Genomic DNA, 16538 nt, shown 5'->3' on the forward strand with positions numbered 1-16538 from the left:
TGATCAGGCAAATGGTAAATTTTGAAATAGCAACAAATGAGGTAAAGGATGACCGATTTATTTGATTTAGAACATATATGGCATCCTTATACTTCGATGTTAAATCCACTACCAACCTTTAAAGTCAAACGTGCTTATGGTGCGACTATTGAACTAGAGGATGGAAAAACCTTGATTGATGGCATGTCATCATGGTGGTGTGCGATTCATGGCTATAACCATCCTGAACTTAACCAAGCGGTTTCAGATCAATTACAGAAAATGGCGCATATCATGTTCGGTGGTTTGACCCACGAACCTGCAATTGAATTAGGCAAATTATTATTAAAAATTACGCCGCCAAATTTGGACAAAATTTTCTATGCTGATTCAGGCTCGGTTTCAGTTGAAGTCGCTTTAAAAATGGCAGTGCAATACTGGACAGCACTGAACAAACCAGAGAAAACCAATTTTATTACTACCCGTTCGGGCTATCATGGCGATACCTGGAATGCGATGTCTGTATGTGATCCGGTCACGGGGATGCATCAGATTTTTGGCACGAGTTTACCGAATCGAATTTTTGTACCCGCGCCACAAAGTCGATTTGATGGAGAATGGAATCCTCAAGATATTCAGGAACTGAAACAACAGATTGAACAGCATCATCATAGCATTGCTGCACTGATTATTGAGCCGATTGTACAAGGTGCGGGCGGCATGCGTTTTTATCATCCTGAATATTTACGTCAAGCCAAAGCTTTGTGTGAGCAATATAATTTATTGTTGATCTTTGATGAGATCGCAACAGGTTTTGGGCGTACAGGCAAAATGTTTGCTTGGGAACATGCACAAGTTGAACCCGATATTATGTGTATCGGTAAAGGTTTGACTGGTGGCTATATGACATTATCCGCAACATTAACCAGCAAGCAGGTAGCTGAAACCATCAGCCGTGGTGAAGCAGGTGTCTTTATGCATGGCCCAACCTTTATGGCGAATCCATTGGCTTGTGCGGTTGCCTTGCGAAGTACACAATTATTGGTAGAGCAAGATTGGCAAGCCAATATTCAACGGATTGAAAAGATTCTAGCTGAACAATTAACGGATTTAGCTCAGCTTGACCATGTTGCAGATGTACGGGTTTTAGGGGCGATTGGGGTGGTGGAGTTAACCGCCAATGTTGATATGAAAACCTTACAGCAACAGTTTGTAGAACGTGGTATCTGGGTACGTCCATTTGGAAAATTGGTCTATGTGATGCCGCCGTATGTGATTAGCAATGATGAACTGAACTATTTATTAGCACAGCTGATTGAAGTGGTGAGAAATATGCAGGGAGTCAATACCAATGTCCTTGCTTGATCATTATGCCGAGCAGCTTGACCAGCTCAAACAACATGGAAATTTTCGTCAATTTACGTCAAATCAACAGCAGGGAAAGTGGATTACCATCCAAGATCGGACCATGTTGAATTTGGCATCCAATGATTATTTGGGCTTGGCTGCTGATTTAAGTTTAAGAGAAGAATTTCTCGATACATTGAAAATCGAACGAGCGCTATTTAGTTCATCTTCGTCACGGTTGCTTACAGGCAATTTTGCAGAATATGAACAATTTGAAAATAGCCTAAGTAAAGTATTTGGTCGTGCTGCCTTATTATTCAACAGTGGCTATCACATGAATATCGGCATCCTACCTGCTTTGGCGGATAGTAAAACTGTGATTCTGGCTGATAAATTAGTGCATGCCAGTATGATTGATGGGATTCGGTTATCAACCGCTCAATATGTACGTTACCGACATAATGATTTGCAGCATCTGGAACAATTATTGCAGAAGTATCATCAAGATGAGCAAATTGAACGCATTATTGTGGTGACTGAAAGTATCTTTAGTATGGATGGTGACGAGACTGATTTAGCGGCATTGGCTCAGCTAAAACAACGCTTTGCTAAAACCATGTTGTATGTGGATGAGGCACATGCCATCGGCGTAAGAGGTGAGCAAGGTCTGGGGTGTGCCGAACAATATGGCGTGCTGGATCAGATTGATTTCTTAGTTGGAACCTTTGGTAAGGCGATTGCGTCTGTGGGTGGCTATATCATTTGTGATCCAATCATCCGTGACTATCTCATTAATAAAATGCGTCCACTGATTTTTAGTACCGCATTGCCACCAATTTCGATGGCATGGTCTGATTTTATCTTTAACAAAGTTTTGAACATGCAACAACAGCGTCAGCATTTGGCTGAAATCAGTCAATATTTACAGCAGGCGGTGATTGCAAAAGGTTTTTCAAGCCCATCCAGCAGTCATATCATTCCGATTATTGTTGGGGAAAGCCAAGCTGCAATTGAAAAGGCACGCTTTGTCCAGCAACAGGGTTTTTATGCGATGCCGGTACGACCACCGACCGTACCACAGAATAGTTCACGTTTACGTATCTCGTTAACGTCTATGGTACAAAAAAATGAATTGGAACAATTGGTGGAGTGTTTGTGAGCATCAATAAAGCACTCGTTGCGCAGCGTTTTGCCAAAGCAGGACAAAGCTATGTTGAGCATGCGGTCATACAAAAGCAGATTAGTGCACAGCTATTTGAATATCTCAAAGTTTATTGTCCGCAATCTTTAGCTTCTGTACTTGAGATTGGCTGCGGTTCAGGCAATTTAACCCATTTGTTTCAGTCTCATTTTCAAGTTGAGCAACTGTTTTTAAATGACTTGTATGACGATGTTGAGCAGCATTATTTAAGTGTCGACAAGATCAATTGGTTGATCGGTGATATTGAACAGCTTGAATTACCTAGTGGATTAGATGCGGTGATCTCAAGTTCTGCTTTGCAATGGATGATTGATTTACCTGCTTTATTGCAGCGGATTCATTCTGCATTAAAACCGAATGCCTATTTTTGTTTTTCTACCTTCGGCCCTGACAATTTGACTGAAATTAAGCAGTTAACAGGACAAGGTTTAAATTATGCCGATTTGGATAGTTTGCAACAGCAGCTTGAACAACAAAGTTTTGAAGTGCTATTTATACAACAAGATCATAAGCAGCGTTATTTTGATCATCCGAAATCGATATTGCAGCATTTAAAGGCGACAGGTGTAACGGCAACCGCAAAGTCACATCGCTGGACCAAGCAATCCTTGCAACAATTTTATTTAGATTATGAACAGTTTTATGATGAGCAGGGTTTTCACCTGACTTATCATCCGATTTATGTGATTGCGCGGAGAGCAGCATGAGTGCAGCAATTTATTTTGTCAGTGGTATTGATACTGAGATTGGTAAAACTTATGCCACAGGCTATCTCGCCAAGCTTTGGACAGAACAGGGGCAGCGCGTTATTACCCAGAAGTTGGTGCAAACGGGTAATGTCGAGATCTCGGAAGATATCGAAAAACATCGTGAAATTATGGGCAGTGGCTGGTTTCAGGAAGATCATGACAAACTGACCATGCCTGAAATTTTTACATATCCGGCTTCACCTCATTTAGCGACGCGTTTGGATGGGCGAGATTTAGATTTTGCCAAGATTGAAGCTGCGACTAAAGATCTTGCCCAGCGATTTGATGTGGTACTTTTGGAAGGTGCGGGTGGTTTGATGGTACCTTTAACCACAGAACTGTTGACCATTGATTATATTGTGCAGCATCAATTTCCTGTGATTTTGGTGACTTCTGGGCGTTTAGGCAGTATTAATCATACTTTGTTGAGTTTAGAGGCTTTAAAGCAGCGTGGTTTGTGTTTGCATGCTTTGGTGTATAACTTAAAGGATGAGTCGAAAGACCCGATTATTTCAAAAGATACGGCTGATTATTTGAAAACTTATCTAGCGAAGCATTTTCCTGATGCTCAATGGATTGAATTGGAAAAGTTTAAATAACTTAAATTTCACTTCGAATCAAAATAGTGGCTCTTCACGGAGTCATGCCGAGTTCAAGCTAAGGTTAGGGATAAACCTGCGGTTCGCCCTACTTTGGTTTCGCCCAAAGTAGGCAAAGGCATTGTCATCCACAAAACCTGTTCTCTTTTTGGGTTTGTTTTTATTATCTCGCAGAAATAATATATTGCAAAATTCACGCAGGTTGTGGATGACGTTTCCGAGTATCATATTTTATGTGAGAGTTTCGATTAAATAAAAGTAAGGCCTCAAATGAAAAAGAAAAATAAATTTGCTCTATCCATTCTATTTGGTTTTTTGATGACAGTCTCAGCATCCCATGCTGCTGTACCGCCAGATAAAACCATCATCAGTTGGATCACCAACTTACAAGATTCAAATGCCAATCCTCCTCAAGCCATTCAGATTGATTCTACCGAAGCCGTAAAACTGATTTCGGGTGAAGAAGCCTATTTATCTGGCGTGAGTTTTGAAAATGCGGGACGGAATTTTTGGGCTGGCTATGTATTAACCCGTCCGAAATTAAAGCAGGCGAGAATCCTAAAAGCGTTTGGTGGTCAATCGAATAGCTTCACAGTACATTCCACTGTTTATAAAGGTAAACCGATTCAACTGGTGGAAATTGAAAGTGCAGGTTCAGGTCAGGGGACAGTTGAATCGAGTAAAAGTCTAGTTTATTTAAATCAATGGGCGAGTAAGCTGATTGCAGAGGTCGAAGAATCTTCCTATGAAGGACGCTATGACGACAAGTTAGGTGCAGAGGATTGCCGAACTGGTCGGGATAATTCGGGCTATTTAAATGTGATGCCTTATTCGCCTTATGTGATTCAGACTACAGTTACAGGGAATACCTGCAATAACAAACCACAAGGCTATAAAGTGAGCAGTAAGCTGATTCCGATAGTGATCAGTGAAATAAAATAAAAAAAAGCCAACAAGCGAACTTGTTAGCGCAGGAGTAAACTCTCATTATTGGAATAATTTCTTGTTTTTATTATTTAGTTATTACTGACGATGCCAATTTTAGTGACATTGGTTTGTTGAGCCAGCGCCATCACCATCGCAATATTTTTATATTCCGCTTGAGCATCAGGTTTAAATTTAATTTGATCCTGATCGGCTTTTTGAGCCACAGATTCGAATAAAGCCTTAAGTGCCTGACGGTCAGCCACCGCTTGATCATTCCAGAAAATATGCCCTTGTGCATCGACACGTAGGTTAATGGTTTCTGGTGGTTTCTGATCTGTTGGCGGCGGCGGTGTACCATTTGGCAAGTTGATGTTAATGGCATTGTTCGGAATCGGGATGGTGATAATGAACATGATCAACAGCACCAACATGACATCAATCAAAGGTGTCATGTTGACGTCGAGCATCACATCTTCTTCATCATTTTTTGAACCCACATTCATACCCATGTGTGATTCCTCCTGTTATGGCGAAGTCGCAGGTGGAGTGGTGACAAATGCAATTTTGCCAATACCCGCTTGCTGAGTCGTACTAATCACCTGATCAATTGCTTCGTAATGGGTTAGTTGATCGCCACGAATATGAACTTCAGGCTGCGGACGTTTTTGTGCCTCGACCTGTAACCTTGCAAGCAAAGTTTCTTTGTTTGCAACATGTTGTTCATTCCAGAAAATATCGCCTGTTTTATTCACTGAAAGCTGAATATTTTGTGGTGTCGTGGCATAAGGCGTATTTTTTTCTTCAGGGAGTTTTACCGGAACTGTATGTGTGACCACTGGAACTGTGATTAAAAAGATAATCAGCAGCACCAGCATGATGTCGACTAGCGGTGTCGTGTTAATCGTTCCGATCACATCATCATCACTTTGATCTGAATTTATCATCATGCCCATAGTAGTGTTCCTTATTTAGAATCACGATTTGGGTGATTGCCGTTTAAGTCACCACTGAGGAGTACGGCATGTAGGTCTGATCCAAATGAGCGAACATTGTCCATCACTGCTTTATTACGGCGAGTTAACCAGTTATAGCCCAGTACAGCAGGCACTGCGACCGCAAGACCAATTGCAGTCATAATCAATGCTTCGCCCACAGGGCCAGCCACTTTATCAATTGACGCTTGGCCAGAAATGCCAATCGCAGTAAGGGCGTGATAAATTCCCCAAACCGTTCCGAATAAGCCGACAAATGGCGCTGTTGAACCAACCGTTGCAAGAAAGGCTAGGCCATTGCTGAGATGACTTTGTACCTTTTCAATGGCGCGCTGAATTGAAATGGTCACCCAGGTATTGAAATCAATACGTTCTAATAAAGTGCCGTCATGATGTTTGGTCGAGCGAATGCCTTTTTCTGCAATATAACGATAGCTACTGTTTGCATTTAAGCTGTCGGCCGCACTATTTAAAGATTCTGCTTCCCAGAAGTTACGTTCAGCTTCAGTGGCATGACGCTTGATTTTACTTTGCTGAAAGACTTTAGACAGAATGATGTACCACGTGCCAATCGACATCAGTACCAAGATAAATAAAGTCGATTTTGCAACCAAATCACCCTCACGCCAGAGCGCTTCTAAACCATAAGGGTTATGTACTTTTTCAGCTGTTGCTGGTAATGGCGGTGGTGTCGGTGCCGCTTGGTTTGTAGCATCTGCACTGACGCTGGTTACTGCTGTGGTTTGCGTGGTTTCATCTGCCCACACTGTTGCAACTGGGAGTAAGGTGGTACCTGCGATGAGGCCAATTGCTACGATTCGTGAGATACGTTTTGCTGTGTTTTTCATCTAAAAATTCTCCAAAAATTTGTTTGTTCAATGCATTTATTTAGGAAATCGTGAATGGATATTCGATTTCGTACCATTCTTGTTGTGGTACACCATCTTTCATGGCTGCTTTAAAAGTACACAGGCTATAAGCCTTGATTGCTGCTTTATCTAAACTTTTACTGCCACTCGATTTTTTAACTTTTGAGTCAATCACCTTGCCAGAGGCATCGACCAATACACGAATACGTACAGTGCCTTCTTCCTCATTCATTAAGGCTTCACGCGGATATTCAGGTTTTTGACAACCCGCTTCACCTTCTGAAACACCACGTGAAATCCCTGCGGGTTTGGCAGGAGCAGCAGGCGCGGCTGATGCGACAGGCGCTGCAACTGGACTCGGGCTTGGTGTTGCGGGGGCAGGCGTTGGTGTTGCAACTGCTGTTTGGGTTAGTTGCGCTGGTGCCGGTTTTTGCACAGGCGTGGCTTTCTCCACCTGCTTTGGTTGATCTGGTATTTTTGCCACTTTCTCTACCATTTTCGGTGGCTCGGGTGGCTTTTCTTTTGGTTTTGGTTCCTCTGGTTTTGGAGGTGGTGGTTTGATGTCCTGAATAATCTGTAGTTCTACAGGCTTATCGACAGGCTTGGTAAAGTCGGTCGCTAAACTTGTCATCAGAATATAGGCGATAATGAGATGTAGAAATAACACCAGACCAATACCAACTAGGCGTTTGGCAGGTTGATTTTCATTCTCAGAAAAGGGGATGCCCATAATTACTCCTGAAATTGCAATCATGGATTCATCGTTGTTTGGAGGAGAGCATCAATTTAAAAACTGATGCAGACCACTTTAATTTTTGATGAATCAGAGGATTACGGTGAACCACTGCGACATAAGCAATTTATGTTGCAGTGGAGAAACTTATTAAAATTTGTAGGTGCCTCTCAGGAAATATGCTCGACCTGTTACATCGCTATAGCGAGGGTCATAACCATATTGGAAGTTGTCTAATACATTCGATGCTGATGGTTCTGCATCAAATATATTTTTTATACCTGCGGTAAGCTCTAGATTTTTAAAGCCTTTATAGGTTCCTGAAACGTTGTACAAGGTATAGTCACTGACACGGTGGTTGTCATATTTATCATCACCCGTTTCATTCTGGTCTTTATAACCTCGGTAGAACTCTTGCTCGAATACCATTTTCCAGTTTTCATAGCTCCAATTTATATTTGCAACATGCTTCCAGCGTAAAATTGCAGGATCATCGTACTTGCCTGCATAGCTGTCCCAAACGCCACCTTTTTCTTCTTGTCGGTCATATTTAATAATATAAGTACCATCGATTCCGAAGCCAAAGCGGCCTGTTACCGTCATTGGAGTGAGGTAATTTAGGGCAAGGTCAATCCCTTGGGTTTTAACACCCCCCATATTGGTTAATGCACTATTGATATATTGGAGACGGCCATCTTCTCCACGAATGAAGCGATCTGCATATTTTTCTGGATCACCAAAAATCATGGCTTCACCAATACTATTAATCAGACCGTCAATTTTGATGTTGTAATAGTCGGCAGAGAAAACCAGATTCTTAATCGGCTCTACTACAAAACCAGCCGTGATCGAGGTAGATTCTTCGGGTTGTAAGCCTTTGGTTCCGCCCTGAGTACGATAAAATTGCGTATTACATTCAGTCTTATATTGGTCTGAGATTGCTTGTCCATTTGGGCAAAGCACAGGATCATCGTATTTTGCTCCTGTATAGGTTTTACTTTGAGGTGCATTGATGTCATACAAACTTGGTGCACGGAAACCTGTACTGTAGGAGGTGCGGAACATTAATTGTTTTAAAGGTTCCCAACGGAAAGCCACTTTGGGATTGAAAGTATCACCAAAATCACTGTATTTGTCATAACGAGCAGCAAGTTGGGCTTCTAGTGTTTTGGTAACAGGGATATGTAGCTCAGTAAAGAGGGCGGTGATATCGCGTTTACCCTTACTTTCTGGTTTATCTGGATCAATACCACTTCCAGGAACTTGTCTCACAATCTCTGAGTTAACATTTGCTTTCCAATCCTGAGAACTAAAGCTTCCCCCGAATGCAAAACCAACATCGCCAGCGGGAAGGGTAAAAATTGGACGACTGACATTAAAGTCAAATGTCGTTGCAGTGAGGGTACCTTTATTGGTATCTCCCTTAACTTCGAATGATTGCCATATATTTTGATCTGCACTTGGCCCAAATGGGTTCAGTTTCCCTGCATTTAAAGCAGCCTGTACTTGGCTCTGATTGAGATAGCCGCCAGCAAAACCATCTGTTGCTTCACTGCGTGCATAGGAGATTCCCGTGTTGATATCCCATCCATACGCTTCACCTTCTAAAGCAAGTAGCGCTCGATGTGATTCATTGACAGGATTGGATACACGATTGCCCGCTTGTGAACGTAAATAAAGTTCTAAAGGTTCTCCACTTAAACCACTGACAGCAGGAGTAATACCATTTCCTGGGTAATAAGGACTTGTTGAGGGAAGCGTAACCGAACGGCTGTAAACATCAGGCGCAATAGACGTTGTCACTTCGTTACGTGAATAAATATATTCACCAATAGCATTAAAATTATCATTTAATTTGAATGTGCCGCGTCCGAGTGCAGAAATCGTTTCTGATTTTGGAACGATACCGATCAATGCTTGCGTATTTAGATAGCACAGCTCACCATCTGAAACGGTATTTGGAGCATTATTACATTGTGTATTTGCATAAGGATTGCCTAGTTTTCCTGTTTTTGGATCACGAAAATTGGCTGGAAAACCATTGGCTGAACTTGCATCAATTCCCAATTCAGGAAGAAGTCCGCCTCGTTTACTGGCTTTACGATCACTTGCCATGATGTCATTTGAACGGCGGTAATCAATAACGCCCATCACATTAAAACCCTGCTCCTCCAAATCACCATAGCCACCAAATATTGAGACATCTTGTTTATCACCGCCACTTTCTTCAGGCTGGATTAAACCCGCGCTGATATTTAATCCTTCAAAGGACTTTTTGGTAATGAAGTTGATTACACCTGCAATCGCATCTGCTCCATAAATTGCAGAAGCTCCATCACGGAGGATTTCAATACGATCAACCATCGCCATTGGAATAATATTCAGGTTTGTCGTTGATGTACTAAATGGGCTATACGCTAAACGGCGACCATTCAATAAAATCAAGGTCTTATCAGTACCTAAGGCACGTAAATTGGCAGATGAACCTTCGGTATTACTTGCACCCACATTCTGAGCGGTTGCGAAACCTGCTTGGTTAGCACTGACTTTGGTTAAAGCTTCTTCAACAGTGGTCACCCCTTGCTTGGCAAGGTCGTCGGCTTTAATAATTGTAATAGGCGAGGCGCTTTGTGCCGCAACGCCTTTGATCGAAGATCCTGTTACGGCGACCTTAACAACCTTGGTTGGTTTTTCCTCAGTGGTGGTTTCCGTATCGGCCGCATGTGCCATGGTCAGGCATAGCATACTTAAGCTCAATGTACTGAGTTTAAGCAGGGTTTTACCCGATTTTTGTGTGAAGTCTGGTGCAGCGAAGTTGGCTTTTTTCATTGTTTATTGAACCCCTAAATGGTTTGCCACTCTAAAATTAGATAAATCCGTTTTAGCAAGACCTGTGCCAAGCCCTATTTTTAGATTTCGCTTAATGTAGAATAAATTATGTAAAAGTGTTTTAGTTTTTATATATAAGCTTTTCATATTTTTACTAAATATTAAAAAAACAAAAATAATGAAGAGAGTGGAGGGTTGTCATAAAGTTACAAAATGAATGTTCACAGATGATGCATTAAAATGAATCATAAAGTTTTATTTTTGCTTTTTTGTAGTGCAAATACTTTCCTATTTCAATAAAACATGTATTTTATTATTCTGATTTCATTGAAATAGGAAATAATATAAAAAAATATGATTTGGCATAAAGTTACTTTTATTTAAGATGCCTGAAAACCAGATTTGCTTTAAATAGGAATTGGTTAAAAAATAATCATGATTTTTTTATTTGAAAAGTGGCATGAAATTAGCAAGGTAATTTTCAACTATGAAGCATTTTTTCTTATGGTTTAATTTTTCCAAATGGTAAATTTTTATTAAGTAAATGATTTTTTGATAAAAATTTTGGATTTGAATCGTGGTAAGAGAAACGGTAGTGGTGTTGAATGCTATGCGAAAGTCTAGTATTTATTAAAAAACGATGATGTGAGTATCGATTTGAAGTCTATTTTTTTTACGGTCACTGTTTTATCCAGCGTGATTGCATTCATGCCAAATGTTTATGCAAAAACACCTGCTCAAGCGGATAAAGTCCTTCGGGTTGCTTTTGAAGCACCAGATGATGGTTTTGACATGGTTAAAACTTTCAATTTTTATAGTGGGAATGTGGCGGATGTAATTTTTGAAAGGCTTGTGCAATATGATTATCTGGCAAATCCAGTTAAACTGATCCCTGCAACAGCGAAAAAAATGCCGACTATTGAGAAAAATGGGCAAGTCTATATCTTTAAAATAAAATCAGGGATTTATTTTACGGATGATCCTGCATTTAAAGGCAAGCGCAGGGAGCTGGTAGCCGAAGATTATGTTTATTCCATTAAACGTATTTTAGATCCTAAAAATCATGCCTCATCATTTTCTTTTATTGATAATAAAATTGTGGGTGCCAATGCACTGGTCGAACAAGCCAAGAAAACTGGAAAGTTTAATTATGATACCAAGATAGAAGGTCTTAAAGCATTAGATAAATATACGATTCAATTCACATTAACTCAACCTGATTATAACTTTCCTTATATTCTTGCTTATAGTTCATTTGGTGCAGTTGCACGTGAAGTTGTTGAATATTATAAAGATCGTCTTGCGATGCACCCTGTAGGTACGGGGCCTTATATGCTAAGTAAATATGTACCTCGCAGTAAAATTGAGTTGGTGGCCAATCCTGATTATCGAGGCTTTGTCTGGAATTTCAAATCCTCAGGTACAGAATGGGACAATCAACTGGTCAGGGAAATGAGCGGCAAGCAAATGCCGCAAATTGGCAAGGTCAATATCAGCATTATCGAAGAAGAACAGTCTCGCTGGTTAGCATTTCAATCCAAGCAACTTGATTTTGATAAAGTCACAGAAAATGCCATACCCAAAGTTCTGGATCAAAATAACCAGTTAAAACCCGCGATGCAGAAACAGGGTATTCGTCTCTATGCCAATAAAGAGGCTGAGATTACCTATTCTATGTTGAATATGCGTGATCCAGTGGTGGGCGGAAACAGTCTGGATAAAGTGGCATTAAGACGTGCCATCGCGCTGTCTTTTAATGTGAATGAATATATTCGCATACTACGTAAGGGACAGGCGGTGAAAGCAGAAATGCTGGTGCCAGAAGGCGTAAGTGGGCACAATCCAAATTACCGTAGTAGCATTGCTTACAATCCTGTATTAGCCAATAAACTGCTGGATCATTTCGGTTATAAAAAAGGCCCAGATGGCTATCGTAATCTTCCAAATGGAAAGCCGCTGACGTTAAAAATCAATACGGAAACCGGTTCGGCAAAAGTGATGTATTCGGAACTCTGGAAAAAAAGTCTGGATGCAATTGGAATACGTTCTGATTTTAAAGTCAGTAATTTTGCGGATAACTTAAAAGCTTCATCGCAATGTAAATACATGATGTGGAGCGGTGCTTGGCATGCTGACTACCCAGAGGGGGAAAACTTCACTCAATTACTTTATGGCCCAAATGTTGGACGTGGCAATCAGTCCTGCTATCAATCTGTCGCTTATGACAATTTATATAAGCAGGCGATGCAGCAACCACCTGAAAAACGCATGCCATTCTATGAAAAAATGAGTCGTCAAATTGAAGCAGACAATATCTGGATCTTGCAGGATACCCGTATTCGCAACTGGTTGATTCAGCCAGAAGTGCAGGGATTCAAGGCTCATCCTATTATGAATAGCAATTGGCAATATCTGGATATTGCTGAACCAAATCAAAAATAAGTGATGTATACCTGATGAAGCAAAATTTTAAACTTTCTATATCACGTATGGGGTTGGCACTGTTAGTGGGGACAACATTTGCGAGTGCAGTCAGTACAGCAATCGCCAAGAGTCCAGCAGATCCCAAAAAAGTATTACGTTATGCCTTTCCTGTTGCGGAAACAGGTTTTGATCCTGTAGCTGTACAAGACCTTTATTCTGCTCATATTTTATATTCAGTCTTTGAAACGCTCTATACCTATGATTATTTAGCATCCCCAGCAAAACTGGTTCCCAATACTGCGGTTGCTTTACCTGAAGTGAGTGCAGATGGTCTGACCTATACCATTCGATTGAAGAAAGGGATTTATTTTGCTTCTGATCCTGTGTTTAAAGGCAAGCGCAGAGAATTGACCTCGGCAGACTATGCCTATTCTTATAAGCGGTTACTTGATCCGAATTTACGTTCGCCGAATAGTTGGTTATTCGAAGATAAAATTGACGGGATGGATGCCTTAATTCAACAGGCCAGTAAAACGGGAAAATTTAATTATGATCAACCAGTCAGCGGCATCCAGACACCTGATCGTTATACCTTGGTGATTCGCTTAAAAGAGCCGAATCATAATTTCCCTATGCTGCTTGCCCATCAACCGACAGGTGCAGTAGCACGAGAAGTGATTGAGCATTATCGGGATAAAACAACAGGCTATGCGATGGCGCATCCTGTAGGAACAGGCCCTTATGTGTTGGCACATTGGACGCCAGGTTCACGGATTATTCTAAAGGCGAATCCTGATTATCGTGGTTTTACCTGGAATTTTAAAGCAAGCAGTCCAGATGAGCAGAAAATCGTCCAGCAAATGCAAGGCAAAAAAATGCCACAGATCGGTGTGATTGATATTCGAGTGATTGAAGAATCACAATCTGGATGGTTAGCATTTCAAAAAGATGGACTGGATTTATTTACGCTGGATGGCGAATTACCAGCACAAGCCATACAACAAGATGGAAGTCTAAAACCCGAGTTAGCCAAAAAGGGCGTTCAATTGTCACGTATCCCAGATCCGTCTATTGATTATTTATACTGGAATATCCAGAATCCTGTTGTCGGCGGTTTTGGTAAAGATAAAATTGCATTACGCCGTGCCATGTCTATGGCAATTTCCAAAGAAAAATTTATCAGCATTTTAGCCAAGGGCAATGCCAAAAAACTGGAGTCTCCGATCCCTTATGGGGTTGCAGGGCATGACCCTGATTATAAAAGCAGTGTGCCTTATTCTGTGAAGGCAGCCAATCTGTTACTGGATCGTTATAACTATAAAGTCGGTGCAGATGGATGGCGAAGATTTCCTGATGGCAAGCCGCTGGTGATTGAGTTTATGCCTTCTACCAGCAGTGCCCGTAGTATGCAAATGGCTGAGTTACTCAAGAAGGATTTGGGCAATATCAAAATTAATATGGTGTCCAAGCCAGTGCCTTTTGCGGAAGGTTTAAAGGCTGAAAAACAATGTAAGACCATGTTCAAAGCCTCAGCGTGGATTGCTGATTATCCTGATGCCGATAATTTTATGCAGTTGTTCTATGGCAAAAATATTCATGCAACCAATCATACCTGCTTTAAATTACCAGAATATGACCGTTTATATGAGCAAACACTCAAACTGGATGATGGGCCTGAACGCGATATGTTGTATCGCAAAATGTCACGTCTTTTAGAGTTTTACTCACCCGTACAATTCATGTCGACCCGTTACCGGACTGTGGTCGCACAGCCTCGTGTGCTGGGCTATAAAAAGCATCCTATCTTGCCAGCAGAGTGGATGTACATCGATATTCAAGATAAGAAATAACAAACAAATCAAATTGGAGAGAAAAAATGGCGAAAAAAATATTGCAATTGTCGAGTCTGGCTTTGTTATCCATGACAACTGTAGGGATGAGCCAGAGTATCTGGGCTGAAAGAACCACCTTACCTATTTTAAAAACAGCAGCTAGCGCTCAATGGTGTGATGCGAACTTAGAAAAATTACAACAGCGTATTGCTCAACTCGAAACACAATCTGTGAAGCCACAGTCTGCGGCTGGGCCAGTATTGGCTGAGTGGGATCAACTGATGGCAACATTTGAAGATTTTGCAGGTCCGATCAGCTTATATAGCAATGTTGATCCAGATGCGAAATTGCGTAAAGCTGCCGAAGACTGTGAAGTTAAATTGAACCAGCTCCAAACAGAAATCTATCAGAATCCAAAGCTGTATCAACGAATTAAAAATACTACAGCAGCAGATGCAATTGATCGCAAATATCGTCAGGACATCCTCGATGCTTTTGAAGATACTGGTGTGCAATTAGCGCCTGAAAAGAGAACTCGGGTTAAAAATATTTTTGATGAATTGACGAAACTTTCGCAAGAATTCTCTCGTAATATTCGTGATAATCCTGAAAAGCTCGAGTTTACTCCAGCGGAACTGAAGGGCTTGCCAGACAGTTACATTGCAGGTTTAAAGAAAAATGACAAAGGCAATTATTTATTAGGATTTGAGTATCCTGAGTACCAACCTTTCATGGAGTTGGCAGACAGTGATGATGCACGCAAGCGTTATCAAACTGCCTTTACCCGTCGTGGCACAGAAAAGAATCTCGTTTTACTCAAGCAGATTATTGATTTACGTTATGAACTGGCACAGTTATTTGGTCAACCAAGCTATGCAGATTTGGCATTAAAAAAACGTATGGCGAAAACGCCAAAAACAGTAAATAACTTTCTCGCTGACGTGCATAAAGTTGTGGCGCCTTTAGAGCAAAAAGAAGTTGAAGAACTACGAATTTTTAAAGCCAAAACCTTAAACACGCCGATTGAAAAAACAGAAATTAATCGCTGGAATGTGAATTACTGGAGCGAAAAGTTACGTAAACAGAAATACCAGATTGATCAGGAAAAGCTTCGTGATTATTTCCCGACGCTTGCGGCTCAGAAGTGGTTATTTGCAATTTCTTCTGACTTATACGGCATCGAATTCAAGCCTGCCAAAGTCGATACATGGCAAGATGAAGTTGAATATTATGATGTAACGGATAAGAAAACAGGTGAAGTGCTGGGCGGCCTGTATATGGATAAATTTCCGCGTGAAGGCAAATATGGTCATGCGGCTGTATGGGGCGTATATGGCGGTAGTACTTTAAGCAAGCGTAAGCCGATTTCAGTATTGGTCACTAATTTTAACCGCAAAGGGCTAAATAGCGATGAATTAGAAACCTTTGTCCATGAGTTTGGTCATGCGCTGCACGGCATTTTATCGAAAACCCGTTATTCAGGTCAGTCAGGCACCTCTGTAGAACGTGATTTTGTTGAAGCACCTTCACAAATGTATGAAGAATGGGCTCGTCGTAAAGAAACATTATCGAAAGTTGCTGACTATTGTGATCCCGCTTGTCCACGAGTTGATGATGCACTAATCGCACGTCTGAAGTCGGTACACAATTATGGACGCGGTATGCGTTATGCACGTCAAACCCTGTATGCGCAATATGACATGGCTTTACATGGCGCAGATGCCTTAAAAGTACAGCCGATGGATGTCTGGAAAAAAATGGAATCGGCAACGGCATTGGGCTATGTGCCAAGCTCAGAATTTCCAGGCCAGTTTGGGCATTTAATGGGGTATCAGGCGGGCTACTATGGCTATATGTGGTCAGAAGTTCTGGCGCTGGATATGTTGTCGGCATTTGGAGATAACCTGAACAATCCTGCAGTCGGTCAACGCTATCGCCAAGCCATTCTTTCACAGGGCAGCCAGAAGAGCGCTGCGCAACTGGTCAAGGACTTCTTGGGCAGAGAACCAGATAACAAAGCCTTCTTTAGTGAAATTACAGGTCAACGGGTCAAATAA

General features: G+C 41.3%; 13 protein-coding genes. 8 read left to right on the forward strand and 5 right to left on the reverse strand.

What is annotated here, in order from left to right; genetic code table 11:
* Positions 1 to 48: 48 nt before the first annotated feature.
* The 5 genes from bioA (at position 49) to PJ15_RS11810 (ending at position 4817) form a co-directional block, all read left to right on the forward strand.
* On the forward strand, positions 49 to 1344 hold the full coding sequence (bioA, locus tag PJ15_RS11790; protein ID WP_047431037.1) for an adenosylmethionine--8-amino-7-oxononanoate transaminase: 1296 nt from the start codon (positions 49 to 51) through the stop codon (positions 1342 to 1344).
* A complete protein-coding gene (locus PJ15_RS11795; protein WP_047431040.1) occupies positions 1331 to 2485 on the forward strand; it encodes an 8-amino-7-oxononanoate synthase in 1155 nt (384 codons plus the stop codon). Before bioA ends, PJ15_RS11795 begins: the two co-directional genes overlap by 14 nt.
* Positions 2482 to 3234 carry a malonyl-ACP O-methyltransferase BioC gene (gene bioC, locus PJ15_RS11800; RefSeq protein ID WP_047431043.1) on the forward strand — a complete coding sequence of 251 codons (753 nt, stop codon included), beginning with the start codon at positions 2482 to 2484 and terminating at the stop codon, positions 3232 to 3234. Before PJ15_RS11795 ends, bioC begins: the two co-directional genes overlap by 4 nt.
* Complete coding sequence (gene bioD / locus PJ15_RS11805) at positions 3231 to 3875, forward strand: dethiobiotin synthase (protein WP_047431046.1); 645 nt, start codon at positions 3231 to 3233, stop codon at positions 3873 to 3875. Before bioC ends, bioD begins: the two co-directional genes overlap by 4 nt.
* Positions 3876 to 4145: 270 nt before the next feature.
* The gene (locus PJ15_RS11810) at positions 4146 to 4817 is read left to right on the forward strand and encodes a hypothetical protein (RefSeq protein ID WP_047431049.1); all 672 of its coding nucleotides are present in this window, start codon (positions 4146 to 4148) and stop codon (positions 4815 to 4817) included.
* A gap of 74 nt (positions 4818 to 4891) precedes the next feature.
* Here PJ15_RS11810 and PJ15_RS11815 read toward each other — a convergent pair whose 3' ends face one another.
* The 5 genes from PJ15_RS11815 to PJ15_RS11835 form a co-directional block, all read right to left on the reverse strand.
* Entirely contained in the window at positions 4892 to 5311 is a 420-nt protein-coding gene (locus PJ15_RS11815) for an ExbD/TolR family protein (RefSeq protein WP_047431052.1), read from the reverse strand.
* 15 nt (positions 5312 to 5326) lie between these two features.
* Positions 5327 to 5755: an ExbD/TolR family protein gene (locus PJ15_RS11820; RefSeq protein WP_004770866.1), complete on the reverse strand. Its 429-nt coding sequence runs from the start codon at positions 5753 to 5755 to the stop codon at positions 5327 to 5329.
* 11 nt (positions 5756 to 5766) lie between these two features.
* Positions 5767 to 6642, reverse strand: a complete 876-nt coding sequence (locus tag PJ15_RS11825; RefSeq protein WP_047431055.1) for a MotA/TolQ/ExbB proton channel family protein — start codon at positions 6640 to 6642, stop codon at positions 5767 to 5769.
* A gap of 40 nt (positions 6643 to 6682) precedes the next feature.
* Complete coding sequence (locus PJ15_RS11830) at positions 6683 to 7393, reverse strand: energy transducer TonB (RefSeq protein WP_047431058.1); 711 nt, start codon at positions 7391 to 7393, stop codon at positions 6683 to 6685.
* A 153-nt stretch (positions 7394 to 7546) separates the two neighbouring features.
* Positions 7547 to 10225 carry a TonB-dependent receptor gene (locus PJ15_RS11835; RefSeq protein WP_047431061.1) on the reverse strand — a complete coding sequence of 893 codons (2679 nt, stop codon included), beginning with the start codon at positions 10223 to 10225 and terminating at the stop codon, positions 7547 to 7549.
* Between the two features lie 657 nt (positions 10226 to 10882).
* On the opposite strand from PJ15_RS11835, the gene PJ15_RS11840 reads away from it, so the two are divergent.
* Genes PJ15_RS11840 through PJ15_RS11850 form a run of 3 tightly spaced genes read left to right on the forward strand, consistent with a single transcriptional unit; the run spans position 10883 to position 16538 of the window.
* Positions 10883 to 12667, forward strand: a complete 1785-nt coding sequence (locus PJ15_RS11840) for an ABC transporter substrate-binding protein (protein WP_047431159.1) — start codon at positions 10883 to 10885, stop codon at positions 12665 to 12667.
* 14 nt (positions 12668 to 12681) lie between these two features.
* Entirely contained in the window at positions 12682 to 14499 is a 1818-nt protein-coding gene (locus PJ15_RS11845) for an ABC transporter substrate-binding protein (protein ID WP_047431066.1), read from the forward strand.
* Between the two features lie 26 nt (positions 14500 to 14525).
* A complete protein-coding gene (locus PJ15_RS11850) occupies positions 14526 to 16538 on the forward strand; it encodes a M3 family metallopeptidase (protein ID WP_047431070.1) in 2013 nt (670 codons plus the stop codon).

It is taken from the genome of Acinetobacter sp. neg1 (genome assembly GCF_000788125.1).
Taxonomy (GTDB): Bacteria; Pseudomonadota; Gammaproteobacteria; order Pseudomonadales; family Moraxellaceae; genus Acinetobacter; species Acinetobacter vivianii.

Excerpts from the sequence above, each read along its gene's own strand:
- PJ15_RS11850 (WP_047431070.1), top strand. The coding sequence starts at position 14,526 with ATGGCGAAAAAAATATTGCAATTGTCGAGTCTGGCTTTGTTATCCATG.
- PJ15_RS11820 (WP_004770866.1), bottom strand. The coding sequence starts at position 5,755 with ATGGGCATGATGATAAATTCAGATCAAAGTGATGATGATGTGATCGGA.
- PJ15_RS11830 (WP_047431058.1), bottom strand. The coding sequence starts at position 7,393 with ATGGGCATCCCCTTTTCTGAGAATGAAAATCAACCTGCCAAACGCCTA.
- bioA (WP_047431037.1), top strand. The coding sequence starts at position 49 with ATGACCGATTTATTTGATTTAGAACATATATGGCATCCTTATACTTCG.
- PJ15_RS11835 (WP_047431061.1), bottom strand. The coding sequence starts at position 10,225 with ATGAAAAAAGCCAACTTCGCTGCACCAGACTTCACACAAAAATCGGGT.
- bioD (WP_047431046.1), top strand. The coding sequence starts at position 3,231 with ATGAGTGCAGCAATTTATTTTGTCAGTGGTATTGATACTGAGATTGGT.
- PJ15_RS11815 (WP_047431052.1), bottom strand. The coding sequence starts at position 5,311 with ATGGGTATGAATGTGGGTTCAAAAAATGATGAAGAAGATGTGATGCTC.
- PJ15_RS11810 (WP_047431049.1), top strand. The coding sequence starts at position 4,146 with ATGAAAAAGAAAAATAAATTTGCTCTATCCATTCTATTTGGTTTTTTG.
- PJ15_RS11845 (WP_047431066.1), top strand. The coding sequence starts at position 12,682 with ATGAAGCAAAATTTTAAACTTTCTATATCACGTATGGGGTTGGCACTG.
- PJ15_RS11795 (WP_047431040.1), top strand. The coding sequence starts at position 1,331 with ATGTCCTTGCTTGATCATTATGCCGAGCAGCTTGACCAGCTCAAACAA.
- PJ15_RS11825 (WP_047431055.1), bottom strand. The coding sequence starts at position 6,642 with ATGAAAAACACAGCAAAACGTATCTCACGAATCGTAGCAATTGGCCTC.